The sequence below is a fragment of the Rhodococcus sp. C1 genome, assembly GCF_020809065.1.
Classification (GTDB): domain Bacteria; phylum Actinomycetota; class Actinomycetes; order Mycobacteriales; family Mycobacteriaceae; genus Rhodococcus_F; species Rhodococcus_F qingshengii.
The window spans coordinates 1,440,683-1,461,828 of record NZ_CP078080.1; the positions used below are offsets into that span (position 1 = coordinate 1,440,683).

The following is a 21,146-nucleotide window of genomic DNA, read 5'->3' on the forward strand; positions in this document are numbered from 1 at the left end:
TCGCTTTCAGCGTTTGGAGTGTCGGCCACCTGACGTGGGGCCGGCCTTGACCGCGCTACCGGGCGGACGGGCGAGAATCACGGCGATGGCAGTGGTGAGTGGAACCGAAAGCGCCAGGGCTATTCCGCCGACAGCGGACCTTACGATCTCGATTGCGACGGCGTCACCGACCAGGACGTCCTGAAGAGGGCGCCCGCTGACGCTGAAGAGCAGTAGCAGTGGCAGCGCCCCACCCGCGTACGCGAGAACCAAGGTGTAGACCGTGCTGGCGATGTGATCACGTCCGACCCGCATCGCACCGCCGAAGACTTTTCGACGGGACGCATGCTTGTCGAGTTCGGCCAACTCGAATGCCGAGGATGCCTGGGTGATGGTGACGTCGTTGAGAACGCCGAGCGAGCCGATGATGAAGCCCGCCAGCAGCAGGCCGGTGATGTCTATGTGCTCGATATAGGTCTGAACATTGGTGTTCTGCTCTTCAGACAAACCGGTGAGGTGTGTCAGTTCAATGCAGAGGTAGGAGAGAACCGCGGCGAGCACCATGGCGGCAAGGGTGCCGAGCAAAGCAGAGCTGGTCTTGAGTGAGACCCCGTGCGCCAGATAGAGAACCGCGTACAAGATCACCGCCCCGGCGACCAGCGCAACCGGTATCGCAGGCTTGCCGTCGAGCAGAGCGGGTAGGAGAAACCCGACGACTACGCCGAAGGCGATCACCAGGCCGACGAGTGCGCGCAGCCCTCTCCACCGTGCGACTGCGATGATGACGACGGCGAACGCGATGACGATCAACGCCAGCGGGAGCCCACGCGAATAGTCTTCGAAGGAGTACTGCGTGTTTCCGTTCGGGTCGGTCTGACGCACCAGCCGAATGTGGTCACCCACGCGAAGGTCCGGCTGACCGGCGCCCGGAATGACCTCGAGCAATGTCTTCGTTCCGGCATTCGGCCCGGATTCGATATCGACGATACTTCGCTGGCACTGGTAGGCGGAGGTAGGCGGCGGTTGCGGGGCACCGACGAATACCCTTCCGGCGGAGGAACTTCCGCAGTCGCCGAGATCCTGCATCGTGACGGTGCCCGCCTCGGTTTCCACCGAGCTGCCGTCGGCATTCTGGAAGGGGAGTGGGACGGGAATGGTGTTCTTGTCCGGCCACAGTGCGACAGCTGCCGCGACGACGACCATGCCGATGACGACGAGCAACCCGATGACGACGCGTGATGCGGTGGGGCCGATCTGAATGGGGCCACCGTGGCCATGGCCGTGACTCATCGGAAACTGAGTGTCGGACTGGGGATTTGCACCGGTGCAATGTTATCGGCTCCGAAGCGAATGGTCAGCTTCTGACGGCAGTGTCGGTGAAAGGCAGTGTCGCTGCAAGGCAGAGTCGGCGAAAACCGGTGCTACCGATGAGGGTTTGTGAAACTGGGATTGGTCGAGCTGGGTGGCGGGGAACAGGGGGGGTTGTCCCCGCCACCAACCTGGTATCCACAGGGGGGGGAGGGATACCAGGTGCTCGCGGCACCGAAGTGCTGCTAACTAATGTACCCAATTTCAAACCGATTTGGCGCGTTGTCCAACTACCAATTTCACAACGAATCACGTACCGGTTGGACCGTTTTCACATCGGGGCAGGTCACTAAATAGTTAAAGAGTCAATCAAACCGCCTGGTTTGCGAAAAATGTGACCAAGGTCGCACAAATGCCCCGCAGTTTTACGTTTACGGGGCATTTGTACAACGAATTGTTTACTCGATTTCAGCCGGATTCAGCGTGAGAATCTACTGTTTGTAACTGGTGAGGAAGTTGCCGAATCGCTCGATGGCCACGGCGAGATCTCGGGCCCACGGAAGGGTGACGATCCGAAGGTGATCGTGATTCGGCCAATTGAACCCGGTGCCTTGAACCATCAGGATCTTCTCCTGGAGAAGCAGGTCCTGAACCAATTTCTCGTCGTCGTGGATCTCGTAGACGTTCGGATCCAGACGAGGGAACGCGTAGAGCGCGCCGCGAGGCTTCACACACGAAACGCCCGGAATCATGTTCAATCGCTCCCAAGCGACGTCGCGCTGCTCGAGCAGGCGGCCGCCGGGCAGGATCAGGTCTTCGATGCTCTGGTGACCGCCGAGGGCGACCTGAATGGCGTGCTGTCCGGGGACGTTGGGGCACAGACGGGTCGACGCCAAGAGATCGAGTCCCTCGAGGAAGCCGGCCGCGTGATCCTTCGGGCCCGTGATTGCCACCCAGCCGGAGCGGTAGCCGGCGACGCGGTAAGCCTTCGAGAGGCCGTTGAACGTCAGGCACAGCAGATCAGGGGCAAGTGTTGCCAGCGAGATGTGCTTGGCGTCGTCGTAGAGGATCTTGTCGTAGATCTCGTCGGCGAGCAGCAGAAGCTGATGCTTGCGTGCCAGATCGACCAACTGCTGCAGAACCTCCATCGAGTACACCGCACCCGTGGGGTTGTTCGGGTTGATGACGAGGAGGGCCTTGGTCTTGTCGGTGATCTTGGATTCGATATCGGCGATATCGGGATTCCAGTCGTTGGCCTCGTCGCAGAGATAGTGGACGGGCGTGCCTCCGGACAAGCTCGTCATCGCAGTCCACAGGGGGTAGTCCGGTGCTGGGATCAGAACCTCGTCGCCGTTGTTGAGGAGGGCCTGCATGGTCATCGTGATCAGTTCGGAAACACCGTTGCCGAGGTAGATGTCGTCGACGTCGAGCTCGGGGAAGCCGGGAACCAGCTCGTAACGCGTCACGATTGCGCGCCGCGCCGACAGAATGCCCTTCGACTCCGAATAGCCCTGTGCATAGGGCAGGGCGGCGATCATGTCCCGCATGATCACATCGGGGGCGTCGAATCCGAACGGTGCCGGGTTGCCGATGTTGAGCTTGAGGATCCGGTGTCCTTCCGCCTCCAACCGGGCGGCATGCGCGTGCACCGGTCCACGGATTTCGTACAGGACGTTCTGGAGCTTCGACGACTGCTCCAGCTCGCGCTGCGGCTGACGGTGGCGGACGGGTTCTGGTGTGCTCACGAGTTACATGATTCCACCACTGTGCAAGTGCATTGTCGGGGACCGTGTCGCACGCCCCGTTGGCTATTGTCGAGCGATGACCCCCAGCGAGCAGATTGCAGCCCCGTACGGATCGTGGACTTCTCCGATCGGAGCAGCTGATCTGGCTGCAGGTGGGCACCCTGTCGAGGGTGGACGATACGTCGGTGACGAGATCTGGTGGGCTGAACTTCGTCCGACCGAGGGTGGTCGGACCTCGATCCGTCGATCCGGTCTCGACAACCAACCCGTCGACATCCTCCCCGCGCCGTGGAACGCGCGTACCAGGGTTCACGAGTACGGCGGTGGCGCCTGGACGGTCACCGAGTCCGGAAAACTGGTCTTCAGTGAATTCTCCGATCAACGGGTGTACATCCTCGAAGGAGTCACTCCACGGGCTCTGACGCCCGAACCGGCGTCGCCGGCCGCATTGCGATACGCAGACCTGCAGATCGTGAACGGCGAGGTGTGGGCGGTTCGGGAAGCGCACGCGGAGGACGGGGCGATCACTCGCGATATCTGCGCGATTCCGCTGGACGGTTCCGGCAACATCCGCTCGATCGTCGGCGGCTCGGACTTCCTCTCGTCACCGAGGCTTTCGCCGAGTGGAACCAAGATCGCCTGGATCGCATGGAACCATCCGCAAATGCCCTGGGACGGTACCGAACTGCGGGTAGCTCCACTTGTCGACGGCGTCGCTCAGGCGTATTCCGTGCTGATCGGCGGACTTGAAGAGTCCGTCCTGCAGCCGGAGTGGATCACCGACGACGAACTCTACGCAATCAGCGATCGCAGCGGCTGGTGGAACATCTATCGCGTCGGCGGCAAGATCAGCCCGATTTGCCCGGTGAACGCGGATTTCGGTGGCCCGCAGTGGCGCTTCGGTGGGCGCTGGTTCGTCGAACTCGGCAACGGGCACCTTCTCACCGCACGCACCGTCGGAACCGACACGCTGGCGGTACTCGACCCGGCGTCGGGAGAACTGCGCGACATCGCGACCCCGGGTGTCACCAGCATCGGCCTCATGCAAGTTCGCGGCGATCGGTTACTGCTCATCTCGGGAGGCGCGAAACTGGCGGGCGCGCTACGTGAACTGGACCTCGGTACCGGCGAACTCACCGAAATCCGTTCGTCGGTCGAAGAATTGCCCGAGTCTGCCTACCTTCCGGAAGCGCGAGCCGTCGTGGCTCACGGACACGGGCGAGAAGTTCACGCCGTTGCGTATCCGCCGCGCAGTCCGCGATACGAAGGGCTCGACGATGAACGACCGCCGTATGTCGCGTTTGTTCACGGTGGGCCGACGGCGCACGTCGCACCGGCCCTCAACCTCGTCTACGCCTTCTTCACCAGCCGCGGAATCGGCGTCGTCGACGTGAACTACGGCGGGTCGACCGGTTACGGACGTGAGTACCGTAATCGATTGCGTGGTCAGTGGGGTGTCGTCGACGTGCAGGACGTCGTCACCGCCGTCAACGGGTTGGCCGAGCAGGGGCTTGCCGATCCGGCCCGCCTTGCCATCGAAGGCGGATCCGCCGGTGGTTGGACCGTTCTGGCCGCACTGACGACGTCCGACGTGTTCGCTTGTGGTGCTTCCTATTTCGGCGTGGCTGAACTGGACCTGTTCGTGCAGGAAACTCACGATTTCGAATCGCGTTACGTCGACGGTTTGATCGGCCCGCTGCCGGAATCTGCCGACCTGTACGCGGAACGTGCTCCACTCAACAACGTCGACGGGTTGAACTGCCCGGTGTTGCTTCTCCAGGGTCTCGACGATCCGATCGTGCCACCCTCGCAGGCGGAGCGATTCCGGGATGCTCTGGTGGCCAAGGGCATTCCGCACGCGTACCTGGCCTACGAGGGTGAATCTCACGGATTCCGCAAGCAGTCGACCATCATCAGCTCACGCAACGCCGAGCTGTCCTTCTACGGGCAGGTGCTCGGATTCACTCCACCCGGCATTCCGACGCTCGAGCTGTGGAAGCCTGCGATCAGTAGCTGACGGCCCCGTGGCTGCGCGCGAAGGCCGCCAGGATCCGACTTGCCACCAGTGACGGGGTCGACAGGTCGGCCCACGTCCACCTCGCGACCTCCCACCCTGCGTCACGGAGTCGGTCTTCGCGGAGCTTCTCGTTCCAGAGCGCGTCCTCGGGGCTGCGACCGGCTGGCACCAGTCGGCCGTACTTGACGCGGCCGTCGAACTCTCCGATGGTGCGCTGCTCACGCCACAGAAAGTCGACGCGGCCGGCGAACCCTCGAGCGTCGTGGATGTCGACCTGGGGTTCGGGGAGCGGCAGGTGTTCGTGCAGGAACAATGCGAGGCTCCGTGATTCACCGACGCTTTCGATGTGGGAGTCCATCGCGGTGAGCGCGTGGAGCGCATGTCGATGGCGCGGATGGTTCGGGCTGAGTGCCAGCGAGGCTGCAACCGCGTCCTTGGTCAACCTTGAACGGTGCAACGCTGAATTGCCCACGACGAGAGCCTGTTCGAAAGTGAGTGTCCTCGCGAGATCCGCAACAGTTCGTGCCGGAGTCGTGACGCGCAGCCCATCGACTTCGGTGATCTCGTTGTCCGCCAGCCATGTCGAGTGCACATGACGTCGAGCGGACTTTCGGCCACCACCTCGCCGGTTCCGGGACAGGTGAACGACGTCGAGCGGAGTGTTCCAGAGTTCGAAACCGTGCAGAACCGCAGCCGAGACGTGGCTGACAGTGGCACCGGGTGAAGCGGCGCAGGCCACGGCCTCTGCCCGCAATCGATGTCGTCCGTATGCGTCGAGGCGGGACAGGTGGCCGCTGTCCACGTACGCACCACGATGGATTCTGGCCCAGGTTCCACTAGCGCAGGCCTGTCGGATCTCGGCATCGGTGCGACCGATCGACAGTTGGTCCGGCCTGCGGATGATATGTGTCTGTTCCCCCATGTCGATCAATCTTGCTGTGCCCGGCGCTGGAAAGGAAGCCGTGACCCCGGGGGTGTGGATAGCCGTGAGTGAACACCACTTGTCCACAGCTCGAACCGGTTTCGCGTCGCTGGAGAGGGTGTTCGGTATGGGGAAACGGTGGCAGGTTCCCGGTGTCGCGCTCTAGGAAACCCTTGCGTCCGGAGCGTTCGCGTGCCAGGCTGTTCAACTATGACTACAGGAAAGGCGGACACCGCCACCGTCGCGTGAGCGCCGCACCGATTCGCTCGTCGGCATCACATCGAGCGACATTGCCCGAGAACTTCAATCTCTTCGATGAAGACAGTCTGGCCCTGGAAAAGATCCGCGACGTGTGGCTCGAACGCGGATTGTGTACTCGTCCTGCTGATCGAAACACCGCAGAAGCCTCTGTCGCGCAACTGTATCGGCGCTCCGGGCTCCCGAAACCGGAGTTCGTCTGGGTCCCGTCGCCGTCTGCTGGTTCGGACCTGATCGTCACCGAAGGACTGTCGACCAAGATGTCATTGGACGGCACCGGCCTCGACTGCGCTTCCGGGTACATCGCGAGCATGTTTGCGGCATCGCGCCGACGCATGGACGCGCGAATCGAATGTCGGAGAACTGGCTGGCAGATGGAACGCCGGCAGGGGGAGCGCCTGATCAGGGCGTCCATTTGGGAATCGTTGCACACCACGCTGTTCGACGGCGTCGCAGCTGCGATACGAACGATGTTGACCCCGGTGGCCGGGGAAGTGACCTGGTACGGGCAGCAGGACGCACATCGAATCGCGTACTACGACACATGCCATCGATTCGGTCTTGCGACCTTCCGCTCGGAAGACCGTGAACTCCTCGACGTGCAGACCGCACTGGCCGACTCGACCGGGTGGTGGTGGGCGTTCGACGACGTGTGCATCATGGCGGAACGACCCACTGCCTTACATGCCGAACCGATTCCGGGCAGCGCGCAGGGGGCACGGCGCTTGCATCATTCTGATTCCCCCGCAATCGAATTCGTAGACGGTACAAAGGCGTTCGTTCTACACGGAGCGATCGTTCCAGACTGGGTGGTGCTCGACCCCACCGCCGAACGCATCGCACACGAGCGCAATGTAGAGATCCGTCGATGTGCAATCGAGCGGATCGGGTGGGATTCCTACATCGAGCTGGCGGGCCTGACACTGGTCGACCAAACCGACGATCCCGGTAACGCCGGTTGCCTGCTGCAGCTCTACGCGTCGCCGGAGGGCTGGGGTCGAAGTGGACGGATTCTCCTCGCGGTCAACGGTTCTCTCGAACGCGACGGGCATCGGCGTCGATACGGCCTTCACGTACCCGGATGGTTTACCTCCGCGTTGGATGCCGCCGGATGGACTTACGGCATCACCGGTACCGACTATTCCCGTCTCGTTCGTCGAACCTGAATCTCGAACCCTCTACCCTCAATCCTCAAACCTTGGGTGATACTTATGAACTCGAACATGACCTTGTCCGCTCTCACCAGCCTCACCGGCCTCGATGTCTTCGACTACCTGGACCAGGAAGTGTCCATTCCTGTGATCGACGGACTTCAGGCGCAAGGCGATCTCATCGTGATCCCGTTTTCGCTGCTCGCAAATATCGTGGCGCCTCTGCCATGGACACGCTCTGTGAGAGTGCCGCTCTCCGGCGTGGAACTGCTGCGAAGTGCGGCGGGAGGGAACCCCCACAGTCTGGTTGCAGACGAAGGGGAGTGCACGTGGTCGACGCCGGTGAAAGATGCTCGGGGCCTTGCACTCGGCATGCTCGACACCCGAGTGACCGCGTACCTCATCCACCCGGAGCACGGCGCGACCGGCATCGCTCCGGGACGATACGTCATCGGCCGGCAGCAGGAAAGGGGCGTCGGGCGTGCGCGCGGTGCGGTGATGCTTGTCGCCGATTGACACGCCGGCCTCGAGTTGGCGGGGGAGTGAGCACCACTTGCACAGGGCGAGCACCGGTTTCCGTGTGCTGGACGGTGTGTCGGGTCGAGGGAAAGGGTGCTCGGTCGGCAAAGGCTCCCGCACAAACACGAATGCCCTCACCGTGACGGTGAGGGCATTCGCGTGTGGTGCGCTTACTTCTTGCGGCCAGGAGCCTTCGCGCCGGCCTTGAATCCGAGTCCGCCTGCCTTGGGGGCGGGCGGCGCGGCAGCAGGCGCCGGAGCTTCCGCGGGTGCGGACGCCTCAGCAGGCGCTTCAGCGGGTTCTGCCTTCACAGGTTCGGCCTCGGGAGCCGGGGCCTCTGCAGCCGGCGCCGGGGCCGCAGCGGGAGCTGCCTTCCGGGCACCGGGAGCCTTTGCGCCCGACTTGAATCCGAGTCCGCCGGCCTTGGCAGCAGGCGGAGCCTTCGGGGCTTCCGCCTCGGCGGCCGGAGCCTCTGCCGGTGCAGCCGGAGCCTCTGCCAGAGCCTCTGCCGGAGCAGCAGCAGGTGCTTCAGAAGCAGGAGCAGCCTTTGCACCAGGAGCCTTGGCCCCGCCCTTCATCTGCAGTCCCTTGCCGCCGGGTGCCTTGGCGCCGGACGCCAGGCCCAGACCCTTCGGCTTGGCGACGGGTGCAGCAGCTTCGGGTGCAGCAGCCTCAGCTGCCGGAGCTTCCGCTGCCGGTGCGGCAGCGGCCTTTGCTCCGGGTGCCTTGGCGGCGCCCTTCATCTGCAGTCCCTTGCCGCCGGGAGCCTTGGCCCCGCCTGCCAAGCCGAGACCCTTGGGCTTTGCGACAGGTGCTGCCGGTGCAGCAGCTTCGTCAGCGGGAGCTTCCGCGCTTGCGGCGGGAGCCGCCTTCTTGGCGCCGGGAGCCTTTGCCCCGCCGGCCATTCCGAGCCCCTTGCCGGGTGCCTTGGCACCGGGAGCTTTTGCACCTGGTGCTTTGGCGAGTCCCTTCATGGCCAGACCCTTGCCTGCCGGTGCAGCCTTGGCTTCCGGAGTCGCGGCAGCTTCCTCGACTTCGGCGACCCGATCCTGCTCGACGGTCTCAGCCTTTGCCTCAGCAGCGACCGGTGCCTTCTCGCGCGGGATCACCTTGATGTTCTCGCCGAGCTGGGCGGGATCGAGGCGGGTGACGGAGTTCAGCATCAGCTGCGCGACGTCGACGACCTCGACGCCTTCGCCCTGGCCTTGCTCCTGGCGGGCAGTGACGCCGTCGGTGAGCATGACGCGGCAGAACGGGCAACCCGTGGCGATCTTCTTTGGGTTGGTGGAGAGCGCTTCGTCGACGCGGTCGACGTTGATGCGCTTGCCGATGTTCTCTTCCATCCACATGCGAGCACCACCGGCACCACAGCACATGGAACGTTCGCCGTGACGCGGCATTTCGACGAGCTTGGAGCCTGAGGCTTCCATGAGTTCACGGGGAGCGTCGTAAACCTTGTTGTGGCGTCCGAGGAAGCACGGGTCGTGGTAGGTGACGTCTTCGCTCACGGACGCAACCGGGATCAGCTTCTTCTGGCGCACCAGACGGTTGAGCAGCTGAGTGTGGTGCACGACCTCGTAGTCGCCGCCCACCTCCGGGTACTCGTTGCCGAGGGCGTTGAAGCAGTGCGCACAGGTGACGACGATCTTGCGCTTCTTCTGCTCGATACCGTCGAAGACCGAATTGAGCATCTCGATGTTCTGCATCGCGAGCTGCTGGAACAAGAACTCGTTGCCGGCACGACGTGCGGAGTCGCCGGTGCAGGTTTCGTCGGCGCCGAGGACCATGAACTTCACTCCCGCGGTGGCGAGGAGTTCGGCAACGGCCTTGGTGGTCTTCTTGGCACGGTCTTCGTAGGCGCCGGCGCAGCCGACCCAGAAGAGGTACTCGTAGTCCTCGAAGCTGTCGGCGTCCTTGCCGAAGACGGGGATCTCGAAGTCCATCTCGTTGATCCAGTTGAGGCGATCCTTGGAGTTCTGACCCCAGGGGTTGCCCTTGTTCTCGAGGTTCTTGAACAGGCCGGCGAGCTCGGAGGGGAACTCCGATTCGATCAGGACCTGGTAGCGACGCATGTCGATGATGTGGTCGACGTGTTCGATGTCGACGGGGCACTGTTCGACGCAGGCACCGCAGTTGGTGCAGCTCCACAAGGTTTCGGCGTCGATGACCGGGGCCATCTCACCTTCGACGGTTTCACCGACGAGCTTGCGGTCGGCCTCGAGGCGTGCGGCCTCGGGGATGGCTGCGAGTGCGGCTTCCTTGACATTGCCTTCGCTGTCGACGAGACCGATCTCGTCGCCGCCCATGTCCTTGCGTCCACCAGCGAGCAGGTACGGGGCCTTGGCGTAGCCGTGGTCACGCAGCGACATGATGAGCAGCTTGGGAGAGAGCGGCTTTCCGGTGTTCCAAGCAGGGCACTGGGACTGGCAACGCCCGCACTCGGTGCAGGTGGTGAAGTCCAGCCAGCCCTTCCAGGAGAAGTCTTCGATGTTTCCGGCGCCGAGAGTGTCGGTGTCGGGGTCGACGTTCTCCATCGTCAGGACTTTGCCCTTGGACATCATGGGCTTTGCCGCGCCGAGCGCGACGGTGCCGTCGTCTTCACGCTTGAAGTAGATGTTGAAGAACGCCGAGAAGCGGTGCCACGCGACGCCCCAGGTGATGTTGCGGCCCACGATCGCGAGCCAGATCATGCCGGTCATCAGCTTCACGAATGCGAACACCGAGATCATGACGGGGCTGGCGGGAAGCAGTTTCGCGACCTGCATGGTGAAGAAGTCGGTCCACGGGTTGGCGTGACCGTAGGTCGCGATCTTGCCTGCCTTGACCATGATCATGCCCAGGCCCTCGAGCAGGACGATGCCCTCGATGACGTAGGCAGCCTTGAAGTTGGAGCCGCCGAATCGGGACAGGCGTGCAGGCAGACGCGGGTGGTTGAGCTGACGGATCACGATCAGCGTGGTGATACCGATGACGGTGCCCAGGCCGAGGATCTCGTCCCACAGGTGCCACGCCCACGTGTTACCGAAGATGGGCCAGTGGAATTCGGGGTTGAACGTCTGGCCGTAGGCCTCGAACCACAGCAGGAACCCACCGAGGAATCCGACCATGACGAGCCAGTGGGCCCAGCCGACGCTGCGGAACTTGTTCATGCGCGTGTGCGCGATGAACTCGATGATCATCTGCTTGAAGCGAGGGAAGAACGGGCGCCATCGATCGGGTGCCGACTGGCCGATGCGCACGGTGTTGAACATCCTCAGCGCGCCTGAGAGGAAGATGTACCAACACACCAAGCTCAGCAGAGCACCAATCGTGCCCAACGTAATCGTCAGGGCATTCATGTCGCGGCCTTTCGTTTCAGGGCGACGCGTCGGCCACCTCGGGACAGCCCACTGATACTAACCTGCGTTATGTTACCCGCCAGTAACTAGCATTACCAGCCTGTAGGTACCGGCTGGTAACCGCTCGTGGCCTGGAGAGATCGATCTTCTGCGTCGGACGGGCTGGGCCAGACGCAGACATGTCTGGTCGTCACGTTAGGCGGTGCCCGTCAGGTGTCCATCTGTCAGGCAGCCCTAAGTCGGGTTCCGAGCAGGTGAGAACAACCGACCGGCTGTTATCGTTACGCCCGTCACGCACAGGGGAAACGGGTGGTGTGAGTCATCGACTGACGCCCGCCCGATCCCGGGGAGGATCAAAAATGTTCATTCGAAAAGCTGCGGCCGTCGCAGCGATGACCATTGCCGCTACGGGCATCGCTGCAGGTACTTCTTACGCAGCTCCGGAGACGTCACCCGACGTTTCGTACACCGCCGAGGTCGTCGACCAGGCCGTTGTCACCACCATCGACGCCGGAGCATTCCGGGTCTCGGGCGACGGAACTCACGTCGACTTGCAGAACAGCCAGGGCGCAACTCTCGTGAGCCTTCCGCTCGCGTTCAACCTCGGCGACGTTCAGTTCCCGTTCGACGAGACCGTCAGTGAGGACGGCAAGACCCTCACCCTCAAGCCGAACCTGGACCCGGCCAGCTCCAAGCCGAAGCCGGTCGCTGCCGAGTTCACCCCGGTTGCTTCGCCTGACGAGGATCAGAAGGCAATCGAGAAGTTCCAGTCACAGCTCGGGCTTGCCACGCAGATCGGCAGCCTCACCGGCACGATCGTCGGGGCGGTCATCGGTTGCATCGTGGGTCTGCCCGGCCTGGTCGTCGGCTGCCTGCCCGGCATGGTCACAGGGGCCGGTATCGGTGGAGTCGCCGGTACCATCCTCGCCGGCGGCGGAACTGCCGTCGTCGCGGGCTTGGACCTGATCAAGGTTCTGAACGCTCCGGCTGGAACAACTCTCTTCCAGTAGAACGTCACGAACGCCGAAACGGGCGCCACACCTTCAGAAGGTGTGGCGCCCGTTTTGCTGTCTCGAGGAATGCGTGTGATCAGTAGTCGCGAACCTTCAGGCCTGGGTTGGCGGCGAGGATGTCGTTGATCGGCGTCGCGTACTGGGTCGGGGCTTCTTGCCCGAACAGTGTCTCTGCCTGAGCGATCTCGCACAGGGGAGAGGTGGCGACGTTGGACGCACTCGTGATGCCCACTGCCAACGTTCCGGAGACGATCGGGCCACCGCTGTCACCCTGCAGGACGCAGATGTTGGTGGTGAAGCCGTTGTCGAGGGTGTGATCCAAAACCTTTGCGACGCGGTTGACGCCGGTGACGACGCCGCAGCTGAAGCCTGTGGTCGATCCTGCCTTGCAGACCGGGGCGCCCACGACAGGATCGGCGGTACCGGTGATGTTGACCGAGCGGTTGAACGGGACCCGCACGCTGTTGTTCTCGAAGCGGTACTTCGCGTTGTCGTCGATGTTGATGATCGAGTAGTCGCGCCCGTCGAAGCTGCTCTTGGCGAAGTACCCGACGCGGGGCCCGGTCTGGTTGTTCACCATCGGGAAGACCTGGCTGGAGTTCGAGGTGCCGGCAGCGGCACGGTTGGGATCGCAGTGACCGGCGCTGATGTTGACTGTGCGTCCTGAACCGTCGGTGCCGTTGAAGCCGAACGAACAACGCAGTCCAGTGTTACCGGAGGTTGCGCCGAAGGCGTCTCCGCCCAGTGCAGCGTCGCCGGTTGCGGATCCGGTTGCGGGGATGAGGTCCGCGACGATCGGGGGAACCAGTAGCGGAGCAGCGGTATGGACGACGGTCCGCTTCAGGAATTCAGGCAATTCGATGCCGGCGGCAGGATCGGCCGTGAGGGCGACTCCGTTGCCGACGACGTCGACGGCGATGCCACGCACGAGGTCTGCGACCTCGGCAGGCTGCGAATCGAGCCAGGTGTTGAGTGCCGAGAGTTGACCTTGCAGAGCCTGCTCGCTCTGCGCGACGTCCTTGACCTCGAAACCGGCCTTCTCGGCGGCCTCGCGGGCAGCATCCTTGTCGCGACCGTCAGCGAGAGCGACGATGCCCTTGCCGAGGTCGTCGAGCCACACTCCGGCAAAAGAGTCGGGAAACTGGACGCGCGCGATGGCGGCGAACTCCGCGAGCTTCTGCGCGAGTTCGGAACGCGAGACGAACTGGTCGGGCGTCAGCGCCAAGTCGTGCTGTAGGGCTTCGGCGAGTTCGACGGGCAGATGGGCTGCCTGATCGGATACCCCGGATTCGTTCGGTTCTGCGTTCGCGACCGCGGTAATCGGTCCGAGGAGCAGCAGCGCGGCCGAACCGAACACTGCGGCGCGACGTGCGATGGAGCTTCGCATGTGGGCCTTTCCACTTCGTTGACCGCGTACCACCCCCCTGGGAGCACACGGATACGGCTCACGGACTTGTGGTGAGCCGATCACAGTCGACCATGACTATATGGGTTCGAACGCGCTATTCCCACCCGTTACATGAGCAGACAGCGCTGACCCCGACCGACAACAGCACTGTGCCCGCCGATCGCGAAACGGATCGGCGGGCACAGTGCGTGAAACAGTGGTTGGTCAACCTGCAGTGCGGACGCGGATTCCGGCACCGACACCGCCACCGGAAGCGCGATCTGCCGCGTCGAGGATGTCTCCGACCGGAATACCCAGATTCGAGGTTCCACCGGAGGTCGCCAGTACCAGGTTCGCTTCGTTGCAACTGGGTGCTCCGCTGCTGTTGGAGCCGCTGGTGATGCCCAGAGCCAAGGTTCCGGAGACGATGGCGCCGCCACTGTCCCCGGCGAGGGTGCACGCGGTGCCGGCGAATCCGCGAACGGTTCGTGAATCACCGTCCGCCATGACCAGTTGAGTTTCGACGCGATCGGCTGCCACGACACCACAGGTGAAGGACGACGTCTGGCCGGACTTGCAGATGGGAGCGCCGATCACGGGACGTGCTGTTCCGGTGATCGCGAGGGTGGTCCCGTTGGCACCGCGGACGGCAGCACGGTCGAGGCCCGCGTCGATGCCGGACTGGTCGAACTTGATGACCGAGTAATCGAGATCGCCGGCGTTGTTGCCGACGGAAGACTGTGAGAATGCTCCGATCAACTGACTGTCGTCGACGTTCGCGTGATTCGGCAGGTAGACGGGCGACTTCGAACCCTCGGCCGGATTGCAGTGTCCGGCACTGATATTGAGAGCATTGTTCTGATCGTCGACGGCGTTGAACCCGAACGAGCAGACCGAGATGTTCTCGGTCGGTGTCTCGCGAATGGGGCCTGTCGACGTGATGTAGGTGTCGCCGCCGAGTGCTCCGGGATCAACCGATCCGCCACCGTCCGGGCTGAGAACGATCTTGGTGTTCTCGAGCAGGGTCGGAAGATTGAGCGCCTGCCCGACGGGGCTGTTCGCGACGTCGATGACGACCTGGTTATTCAGGACGTCGATAGTCGCCGAATTGACTGCGCGTGAGATTTCCTTGGGCAGCCCGGCAATCCATCCGTTGACGTCGGCCAGCGTCTTCTCGAGGGTGTCGGCGGAGACGGGGGCGACGTGCGTGCGGTAACCGTCGTCGGCCGCGATGCGTGCAGCTTCGGTGGTGGTGACGGCTACGACGGGTTGACCGTCGAGTCCCATCCACGAGCCGGCGTAGTCGCCAGGGCGCTCGGACTTGAATTCCTGGGCGTATGCACCGAGTTCCTGAGCTTTGGCAGCGCGGTCCAGATACTCCTGTGGGGAGATCTTCAGATCGCGTGTGATCGCCTCGACCAGCTCAGCCGGAAGCTGATCTGCCCCGAGCTGTTCGACATGCGTGTCGGAGGCGGGCTCTGCCGATGCCGTCGTGGTGAATGGAGCTGCGAGCAGTAGTGCCGAGGCGCCGACCACAGCGGTGCGGATCGCCAACGAGTTACGCATGAAATCCCTTCAAGTCCCCGGCACCGAGCCGGTAGGTACCGCACCCACCATAGGGGAAAAGTTTCGACGAGGAATATGTGCCTATTGTCGGCAAGTCGAATTATTCTGTCTAACTTGGCATTCCGGGTCTCGGGGCCAATGGCATGACGGGCATGTCGGGATTCGGAACCACCGGATCGGTTGTGTCGGTCGGGTTGGACGGCTGCGTCGGCGTTGTCTGTGTATCAGTGGGGGCGGTCACGGCGGGAGTGTCCGGGGTATCCGGATCGACCGGATCCAGCGGTCCGACGACCGGCGGCAGGTTCTCGATCCGAAGGGGATCGATCTGGATGGTGATCGGCGATCCCTGTTGCGCGGGGACGTTCGCCGTAGTGGATTTCTCTGTACCGGTGCCCGGACTCACCGGAATGGGCTGGAATTCGGATGAGGTCGATTCCGCTTCGGATGCCCACGACTGCGCCGTCGGCTGCGCGCCGAGAGCGGGTACTTCCGGTGGGGGTGAGGTCGCTGATTGCGTGCCTGTCCCGGATGAACTCGTCGGTGTGGCAGCTGTGTCCGTCCCGGGGGACAGGGAAGATTGTGCGTCGAGAATCCTGGGTGCTGAAATGGTCGGAGTGTGTCCGATGATGACCGCGGCCGCGCAACCCGACACCGTCAGAAAGACTGCGGCGGCTGCTGCGGCGATGATCGGTCGGCGCTCCGACCGCCACTGGCGATTCAGCCAACCGTCGATGCTCGGTTCTTTCGTGACCGGTGCCTCCACGCCGGATTCCGGCTCCGGTTCGATCAGAACGAACGGCGGAAACTCTGCGGGGGTGTCTTCTGGCTCAAAATCGGTTGGCTGGGGTTCGGGACAGGTAGAGGTGATCGAGAAGGGTGCGGCCAACGCTGCGGCTCCGCGAGCAGCACGGTCGTCGGCGTCAGGATCCGCGAGCCAAGCCGCAGAGGCTTCATCTTCTGAAATCAGTTCGACGCCGTCGAGATTCATGCTGTCGAGTGCGCCGCGCAGTACGTCGACGGAATCGCTCGACCAACCCGCGGGGATCACCGCAGAGATGTTCAGGTTCTGATCGGTGAGTGTTCGGACTTCCTTGACCAGGCAATACATTGCTGTCGCTACCAGTTCCTCCCCTCGCGTCATGTGCTCGGAGAAGTTGTCGGTATCGTCGGTGCCGACCCTGTCGAGGAACCCGCGCAACCCGGTGGACCCCGCCGCGGTTCCGCCTAGCTGCACGGTGCCGTCGGGGGCGTGGTGCAGAACCGATTCGCGTTCGAGGGTCACCAGCTCCGAGTCAGGTCTCGCGATCGCAGCAATGCTTCGTTTGTTGCCGACGGCGAGTCCGACTCCCCACTTCATAGCGATCCCCGTTTCACAGTTACCGAACTTTGCTCGGCAGGCATGTCCTGATTCCTGTGAAAACTATCACTTAAACGGATATACGCAACCCTCTGGACAATATGCAGCTAACTACTTGTTCGGCGGTGTCATGCTGCGAAGGATGGTGAGCAGTTCCGAACGAGACTGCGCCCCGACGCGCCGCTTGATCCGTGCGACATGGTGCTCGACGGTTTTAGCGGAGATGTAGAGGCGTTCGCCGATTTCCCGATACGTCAGTCCGACGACGACGAGTTCGGCAACTTCTTGTTCGCGCTCGGTCAGCGCCGACGGTGGCGCCGCACTTGTGGCGGTATCGGTTGCACTTGTCTCGGCCGTCGACGTTGTGCGTAGCGAGCGCGCAACGTGGAGCAGTGCCGTGGCCGATTTGGTGTCCGGGGTGCGCAGCGCTGCTTCGCCGGCGAGGCGAGCGGCGTCCCACGGGAGTCCGATCCGACTGAGCGTTCGTGCGGCGGCTTCGACACCGTCTGCGTCGACGTTGCCTTGCATGAGTAGGAGCCACTGGCGTCCGGCGATCGCCAAACCGGCTGCGTAAGTGTGAGTTTTGGCTGATTCGGCGAGTGTATGGGCGTGTGGGAGGAGATCGGCCGGCGACTGCGAGAGGATCGACGCCTGGACGCCGTACCAATGCAGCGGCGACGACCACAGCGGCGGCTCGCCGAGCGCGCGGAGGAGTGAGCGCGCGTCGTCGACGAGATGCTCGACCTGCTCGGTCTCCTCGAGCCGTACTGCCGCAAGCCACAGTTCGCCGATGGGAAGCAGATTGAACAGATCAACGCTGCAGGACGAGAGGGTGCCTGCCGCGCCCGACCAAGCTCGACGCAGCTGGGCGAGATCGCCGGAACGCCGAGCAAGACCCACGATCAGAGCATGCAGAAACAGTGCGTCACGCTCACGGAGGGGGCCGCGGACGACCTCCTGCGGTAGGTCTTCGAGAATCGCGTCCTGCCCGCGGACCATCGCGATCCAGGCGCCGAGAAGGTGAAGTCGCGCCCACGTGTGGCTGCTTGCGTCGTCGTCGGCGGCGATCGCGGCCGTGACGACAGCGGCGGCCCGTTCATGGGCGCCGTTGTGCAGGAGTGCAAGAGCTACCAGCGCCGGGGCGGAATCAGGCTGGAATTCAGATGTGTCGGCTCCGCCGGGGAGCGAGAGTGCGCGCGACATCGTGTTGAGCGCACTCGGCGCGCTCCCGGTGACCGATTGCATCAGTCCGTTGGCCAGTGTGGTAGCGCCGACCGTCGAGCTCGACGGTGATCCGGTGTGCCCGGTGAGCGCCGCGTTCGCGTCATCGACCTTGCCGATGCCGAGGAAAGTGATTGCGGCGAAGGGGGATTCGTTTCCGGTGCGCCCTGGCCCCAGCCAGGTGTAGAGATCTGCAGCGGCGCCGAGTTGGCCGCATGCTGCGGACGAAGCTGCGCGGATTCGCACCGCCGCAGCCAATCTCGCGTCGTCGAGATCGGGTGCGGCGATGACGGAATCGGCCAGACGGCAGGCAGTGTCGAGGTCACCACTGCGAGCCGAGACCTGGGCGTACAGCAGCGTGTCGGCCACGCCGAGAGGCTCGATCGAATTCACGCGGCGAAAGAGATCTGCCGCGACCGCCGGCGTGCTCGCCTCGACGGCGTCTCGTAGTACACCCGTGAGATCGCGGTGGCGGATTCCGGAGTCGAAAAGTCTTCGTGCTGTGTCGATATCGAGGGTTCTCGTGTGTGCGCGTGATTCGACGATTCTGATCAGCTCGCTGCGGATACGCCCGGTGCTCGTCGACTCGGCGAGCACGCTCGCGACGAGTGGTGATCGCGAACCGAACAGTCCGGTCGCCAGTGCCCGGTCGAATGCAGCTGTGAGGCTGAACTTCTCCTGTCCCAGATCGAGCTCGAAGGCGTCGATGTCCGGGACGGCGAGTGAAACTTCGAGGATCTCGCGCTCGATCGGATGCAGAGCGGTGACCTGGTGGAGGATGTGTGTGCGTATGGCGTTCGGCATTTCCAGGCGGCCTGCCGAGGCGGCGGCGAAGTACGCTTCGATCGCCCCGAAGGAACCACCGGACAGATGCTCGAGCGCCACCACGGCGCGGTCGTCGAGCGGGACTTTTCGCTCGGCCGCGATCTTCCGAATATCGTTTCGGTTCAACGGGTTCAGATGCAACACCGTGCCGAAACTCGAGATGTTCGAGTAGATCGGTGCGAGTGGTGGATCGATCCGATCGGAGGCTACGACAACTCCGAGGTCGTCACGTTGGACAAGCTCTTTCAGGGCACGGATTTCATCGGAGGTCAGAGCTTGCGCGTCCGCGATCACCACAATCGCGTCGGCGGGGACGTCATGCGTGACTGCGGTGACCACGGGCTTGTCACCCGATTCGATTCGCTTCCGTACAACCCTCGTCACTTGGGGCCGAGCGCTGGCATCGGTCCCGGTGACGAATAGGCGCAGTGGCGATGCAGTCAGGTCGACGTCGCGCAAAAGTCCTGCGATGAACGACGATTCGGTGCCGTTGTCACGGTTCATCGAAAGACCGCCGGTCAGCGGATCGGTGCGGTGACGCCGCCGACGACACCACCGACCACGTTTCCGACACCACCGACGACGTTACCGAGACCTCCGACCACGCCGCCGACTCCGTTGCCGACACCGTCGACCAGACCGCCGACTCCGTTTCCGATGCCGGTCGCAGCGTCACCGACACCGGTCCCGACGCCGGCTCCAGGCGCGGGTGCGGGTGCTGGTGCCGGGGCGGGAGCAGGTGCGGGCGCCGGGGCGCCGGGTGCGGCAGGTGCAGGCGCCGACGGAGCGGTCTCGCCCGGTGCGGGCGAGGATCCCGCCGGTGCGCCGGCAACCGGAACTGCCCCCGGCGCCGTCGTCGAGCCGCCTGCGGCAGCAGGAGAACCGGGCTGATTGCTTTGAGTGCCGTTGTTCGCAGTCGTGGATCCGGTGCCTGCCGCTTCCGCTGCCGTGGTGCTGCCGGGAGTAGAGCCCGCGGTGGTCGAAGCGGTCGAGGAGGTGGACTCGCTGGTGGTGTTCGCCGAACTGGACGGAACGTTGATCTTGTCCATGGCAGTTCCGATTCCGAGCCCGCCTGCGGCGAGCACGATGAATGCTCCCACCACTGCAGCAACGACGCCGACCCTCGACGAGCGTCGAGTCGCCGTGTTCTCTTCTTCGGTCGGCTCGGCAAGCAACGGAGTGGAGAAGGCGGGAACCGGTGCGGGCTTGCGAGACGGCTCGGCGGGAATCACTGCAGTGGCAGCGGCCGGCACTTGCGAGTCTCTGGCGTCGAGTGCGAGGGTCGCGGCGCCGGACGCCGCGCACGACGCTGGATCGGCGTCGGCGATCACCGGGACACGAAGCTCCGCCGACAGTAGTTCGGCGACAAGGGGAATGGACGAGCTTCCGCCGGCCAGGACAACCTGATTGACGTCACTGGACTCGACGCCGGCAGATCGCAGGCTTTCGCGAACCAATGCCACCGATTCGGTGAGGGCGGGCCGGATCAGATCTTCGAGTTCGGAACGAACGAGTCGAACGTCGCTGACGGCACCGGGAAGCGCCACGCGGGCAACGGTTTCCGTCTCGGTGGAAAGTTCCTCCTTGGCTGCGCGGGCATGCTCGCGCAGAGTTTCCAGCGCTGCAATCGTCTCGGGTGCAAAGGGATCAAGGGTTGCGAACTGGTCGGAAACCGCATCGAGCAGGTGAACGGTGACGAGGTGATCGAATTCGTCGCCGCCGATGTCCTCGCTGCGCAGCGGCTTACCGAATATCTCGCTTCGTCCGTCGGTCGTGGACATCATCGTGACGTCGAGCGAGCGAGCACCGAGGTCGTAGACGACGGTCAGACCGTCGCTGACGACAGTTCCGGAAGCGGCGAGCCACGCCATGACGGCTGCGGGTTCGGCGACGAGAGTCGCCCCGTGAATTCCGGCGTCGTCCAGAGCGGACTCCATGGTGCGTGCCGTGTGGCGGTTCCACCCCACCGGGTGAGCCAGGACGACAGTTGGCCCTTCGTTACCGCCTGCCTGGTCTACCAGTGCGCCGACCGCTGTCGCCGCGAGAGCCTCGCCGCGGTACTCGGTACCGTCGGCGGCAAGTATCGGAATCGGGTCCCCGACGCGCTCGACAAATCCGGTGATGACGGATCCGTCGTCCAATTGCAGCGCACTGGGTAAGCGGACCTGTTGCGTTTCACCGGTCGAGCCGTCGGTGACAGCTACGAGAGTGGCCGAACCGATGCTGATGCCGAGCCCTGCCGCCATGAACGAACTCCCCTGGTCGTGGGCGACAGAAGGACTGTCGCGGTTGTCTGCGATGTCGGTTTCAGGACCTAGATCGTTACCGGATCGGAGGCGTCGCGACGAAGTAGGGGACCGATCCCCTAATCGGGGCAAATCCCCTATTCCGACCGGGCGTAGCCCAATGGGGGGGCTTCCCCACCTGTCCCTGGAGAAGAGGGGGGTGCTCCCCGTTGGCCCCAGTCGCAAAAGTTCTTAGCGTTGATTCCACTCGCTACCTCTGGCAGCGCACCAGTTTCCGGACCACCGGCAACTACC

General features: G+C 63.6%; 13 protein-coding genes. 4 read left to right on the plus strand and 9 right to left on the minus strand.

All coding sequences use genetic code 11. The annotated features are described in order from the left end of the window. Positions 1-6: 6 nt before the first annotated feature. Both KTR60_RS06640 and KTR60_RS06645 read right to left on the minus strand, forming a co-directional pair. Positions 7-1,269 carry a YibE/F family protein gene (locus KTR60_RS06640; protein ID WP_003943628.1) on the minus strand — a complete coding sequence of 421 codons (1,263 nt, stop codon included), beginning with the start codon at positions 1,267-1,269 and terminating at the stop codon, positions 7-9. A 509-nt stretch (positions 1,270-1,778) separates the two neighbouring features. Then, a complete protein-coding gene (locus KTR60_RS06645; RefSeq protein WP_003943683.1) occupies positions 1,779-3,032 on the minus strand; it encodes a pyridoxal phosphate-dependent aminotransferase in 1,254 nt (417 codons plus the stop codon). Positions 3,033-3,108: 76 nt separating this feature from the next. Here KTR60_RS06645 and KTR60_RS06650 point away from each other — a divergent pair, with 76 nt between their 5' ends. Then, positions 3,109-5,049, plus strand: coding sequence for a prolyl oligopeptidase family serine peptidase (locus KTR60_RS06650; protein WP_228401981.1), 1,941 nt, complete (start codon positions 3,109-3,111; stop codon positions 5,047-5,049). Here the strand turns inward: KTR60_RS06650 and KTR60_RS06655 are convergent. Then, a complete protein-coding gene (locus KTR60_RS06655) occupies positions 5,039-5,971 on the minus strand; it encodes a hypothetical protein (protein ID WP_228401982.1) in 933 nt (310 codons plus the stop codon). The genes KTR60_RS06650 and KTR60_RS06655 overlap by 11 nt on opposite strands. A gap of 245 nt (positions 5,972-6,216) precedes the next feature. Here KTR60_RS06655 and KTR60_RS06660 point away from each other — a divergent pair, with 245 nt between their 5' ends. Next, positions 6,217-7,395 carry a DUF6745 domain-containing protein gene (locus KTR60_RS06660; RefSeq protein ID WP_218694972.1) on the plus strand — a complete coding sequence of 393 codons (1,179 nt, stop codon included), beginning with the start codon at positions 6,217-6,219 and terminating at the stop codon, positions 7,393-7,395. A gap of 45 nt (positions 7,396-7,440) precedes the next feature. Beyond that, the gene (locus KTR60_RS06665; protein WP_003943690.1) at positions 7,441-7,896 is read left to right on the plus strand and encodes a hypothetical protein; all 456 of its coding nucleotides are present in this window, start codon (positions 7,441-7,443) and stop codon (positions 7,894-7,896) included. 173 nt (positions 7,897-8,069) lie between these two features. Here the strand turns inward: KTR60_RS06665 and KTR60_RS06670 are convergent, their stop codons facing one another. Next, positions 8,070-11,237 (minus strand): (Fe-S)-binding protein, encoded by a 3,168-nt coding sequence (locus tag KTR60_RS06670; RefSeq protein WP_214924474.1) that lies wholly within the window; start codon positions 11,235-11,237, stop codon positions 8,070-8,072. A gap of 359 nt (positions 11,238-11,596) precedes the next feature. Here KTR60_RS06670 and KTR60_RS06675 point away from each other — a divergent pair, with 359 nt between their 5' ends. Continuing rightward, entirely contained in the window at positions 11,597-12,247 is a 651-nt protein-coding gene (locus KTR60_RS06675; protein WP_003943407.1) for a glycine zipper family protein, read from the plus strand. 79 nt (positions 12,248-12,326) lie between these two features. On the opposite strand, the gene KTR60_RS06680 is transcribed toward KTR60_RS06675, so the two are convergent. The 5 genes from KTR60_RS06680 to KTR60_RS06700 all read right to left on the minus strand — a co-directional run bounded on the left by KTR60_RS06680 (position 12,327) and on the right by KTR60_RS06700 (position 20,852). Then, the gene (locus KTR60_RS06680; RefSeq protein ID WP_054187117.1) at positions 12,327-13,637 is read right to left on the minus strand and encodes a S1 family peptidase; all 1,311 of its coding nucleotides are present in this window, start codon (positions 13,635-13,637) and stop codon (positions 12,327-12,329) included. Between the two features lie 225 nt (positions 13,638-13,862). Next, positions 13,863-15,203, minus strand: coding sequence for a S1 family peptidase (locus KTR60_RS06685; protein ID WP_042452237.1), 1,341 nt, complete (start codon positions 15,201-15,203; stop codon positions 13,863-13,865). Positions 15,204-15,312: 109 nt separating this feature from the next. Then, the gene (locus KTR60_RS06690) at positions 15,313-16,560 is read right to left on the minus strand and encodes a hypothetical protein (RefSeq protein WP_228401983.1); all 1,248 of its coding nucleotides are present in this window, start codon (positions 16,558-16,560) and stop codon (positions 15,313-15,315) included. Positions 16,561-16,671: 111 nt separating this feature from the next. After that, the gene (locus KTR60_RS06695; RefSeq protein WP_228401984.1) at positions 16,672-19,110 is read right to left on the minus strand and encodes a LuxR C-terminal-related transcriptional regulator; all 2,439 of its coding nucleotides are present in this window, start codon (positions 19,108-19,110) and stop codon (positions 16,672-16,674) included. A 14-nt stretch (positions 19,111-19,124) separates the two neighbouring features. Then, positions 19,125-20,852, minus strand: a complete 1,728-nt coding sequence (locus KTR60_RS06700) for an Hsp70 family protein (RefSeq protein ID WP_228401985.1) — start codon at positions 20,850-20,852, stop codon at positions 19,125-19,127. Between the last annotated feature and the right edge of the window lie 294 nt (positions 20,853-21,146).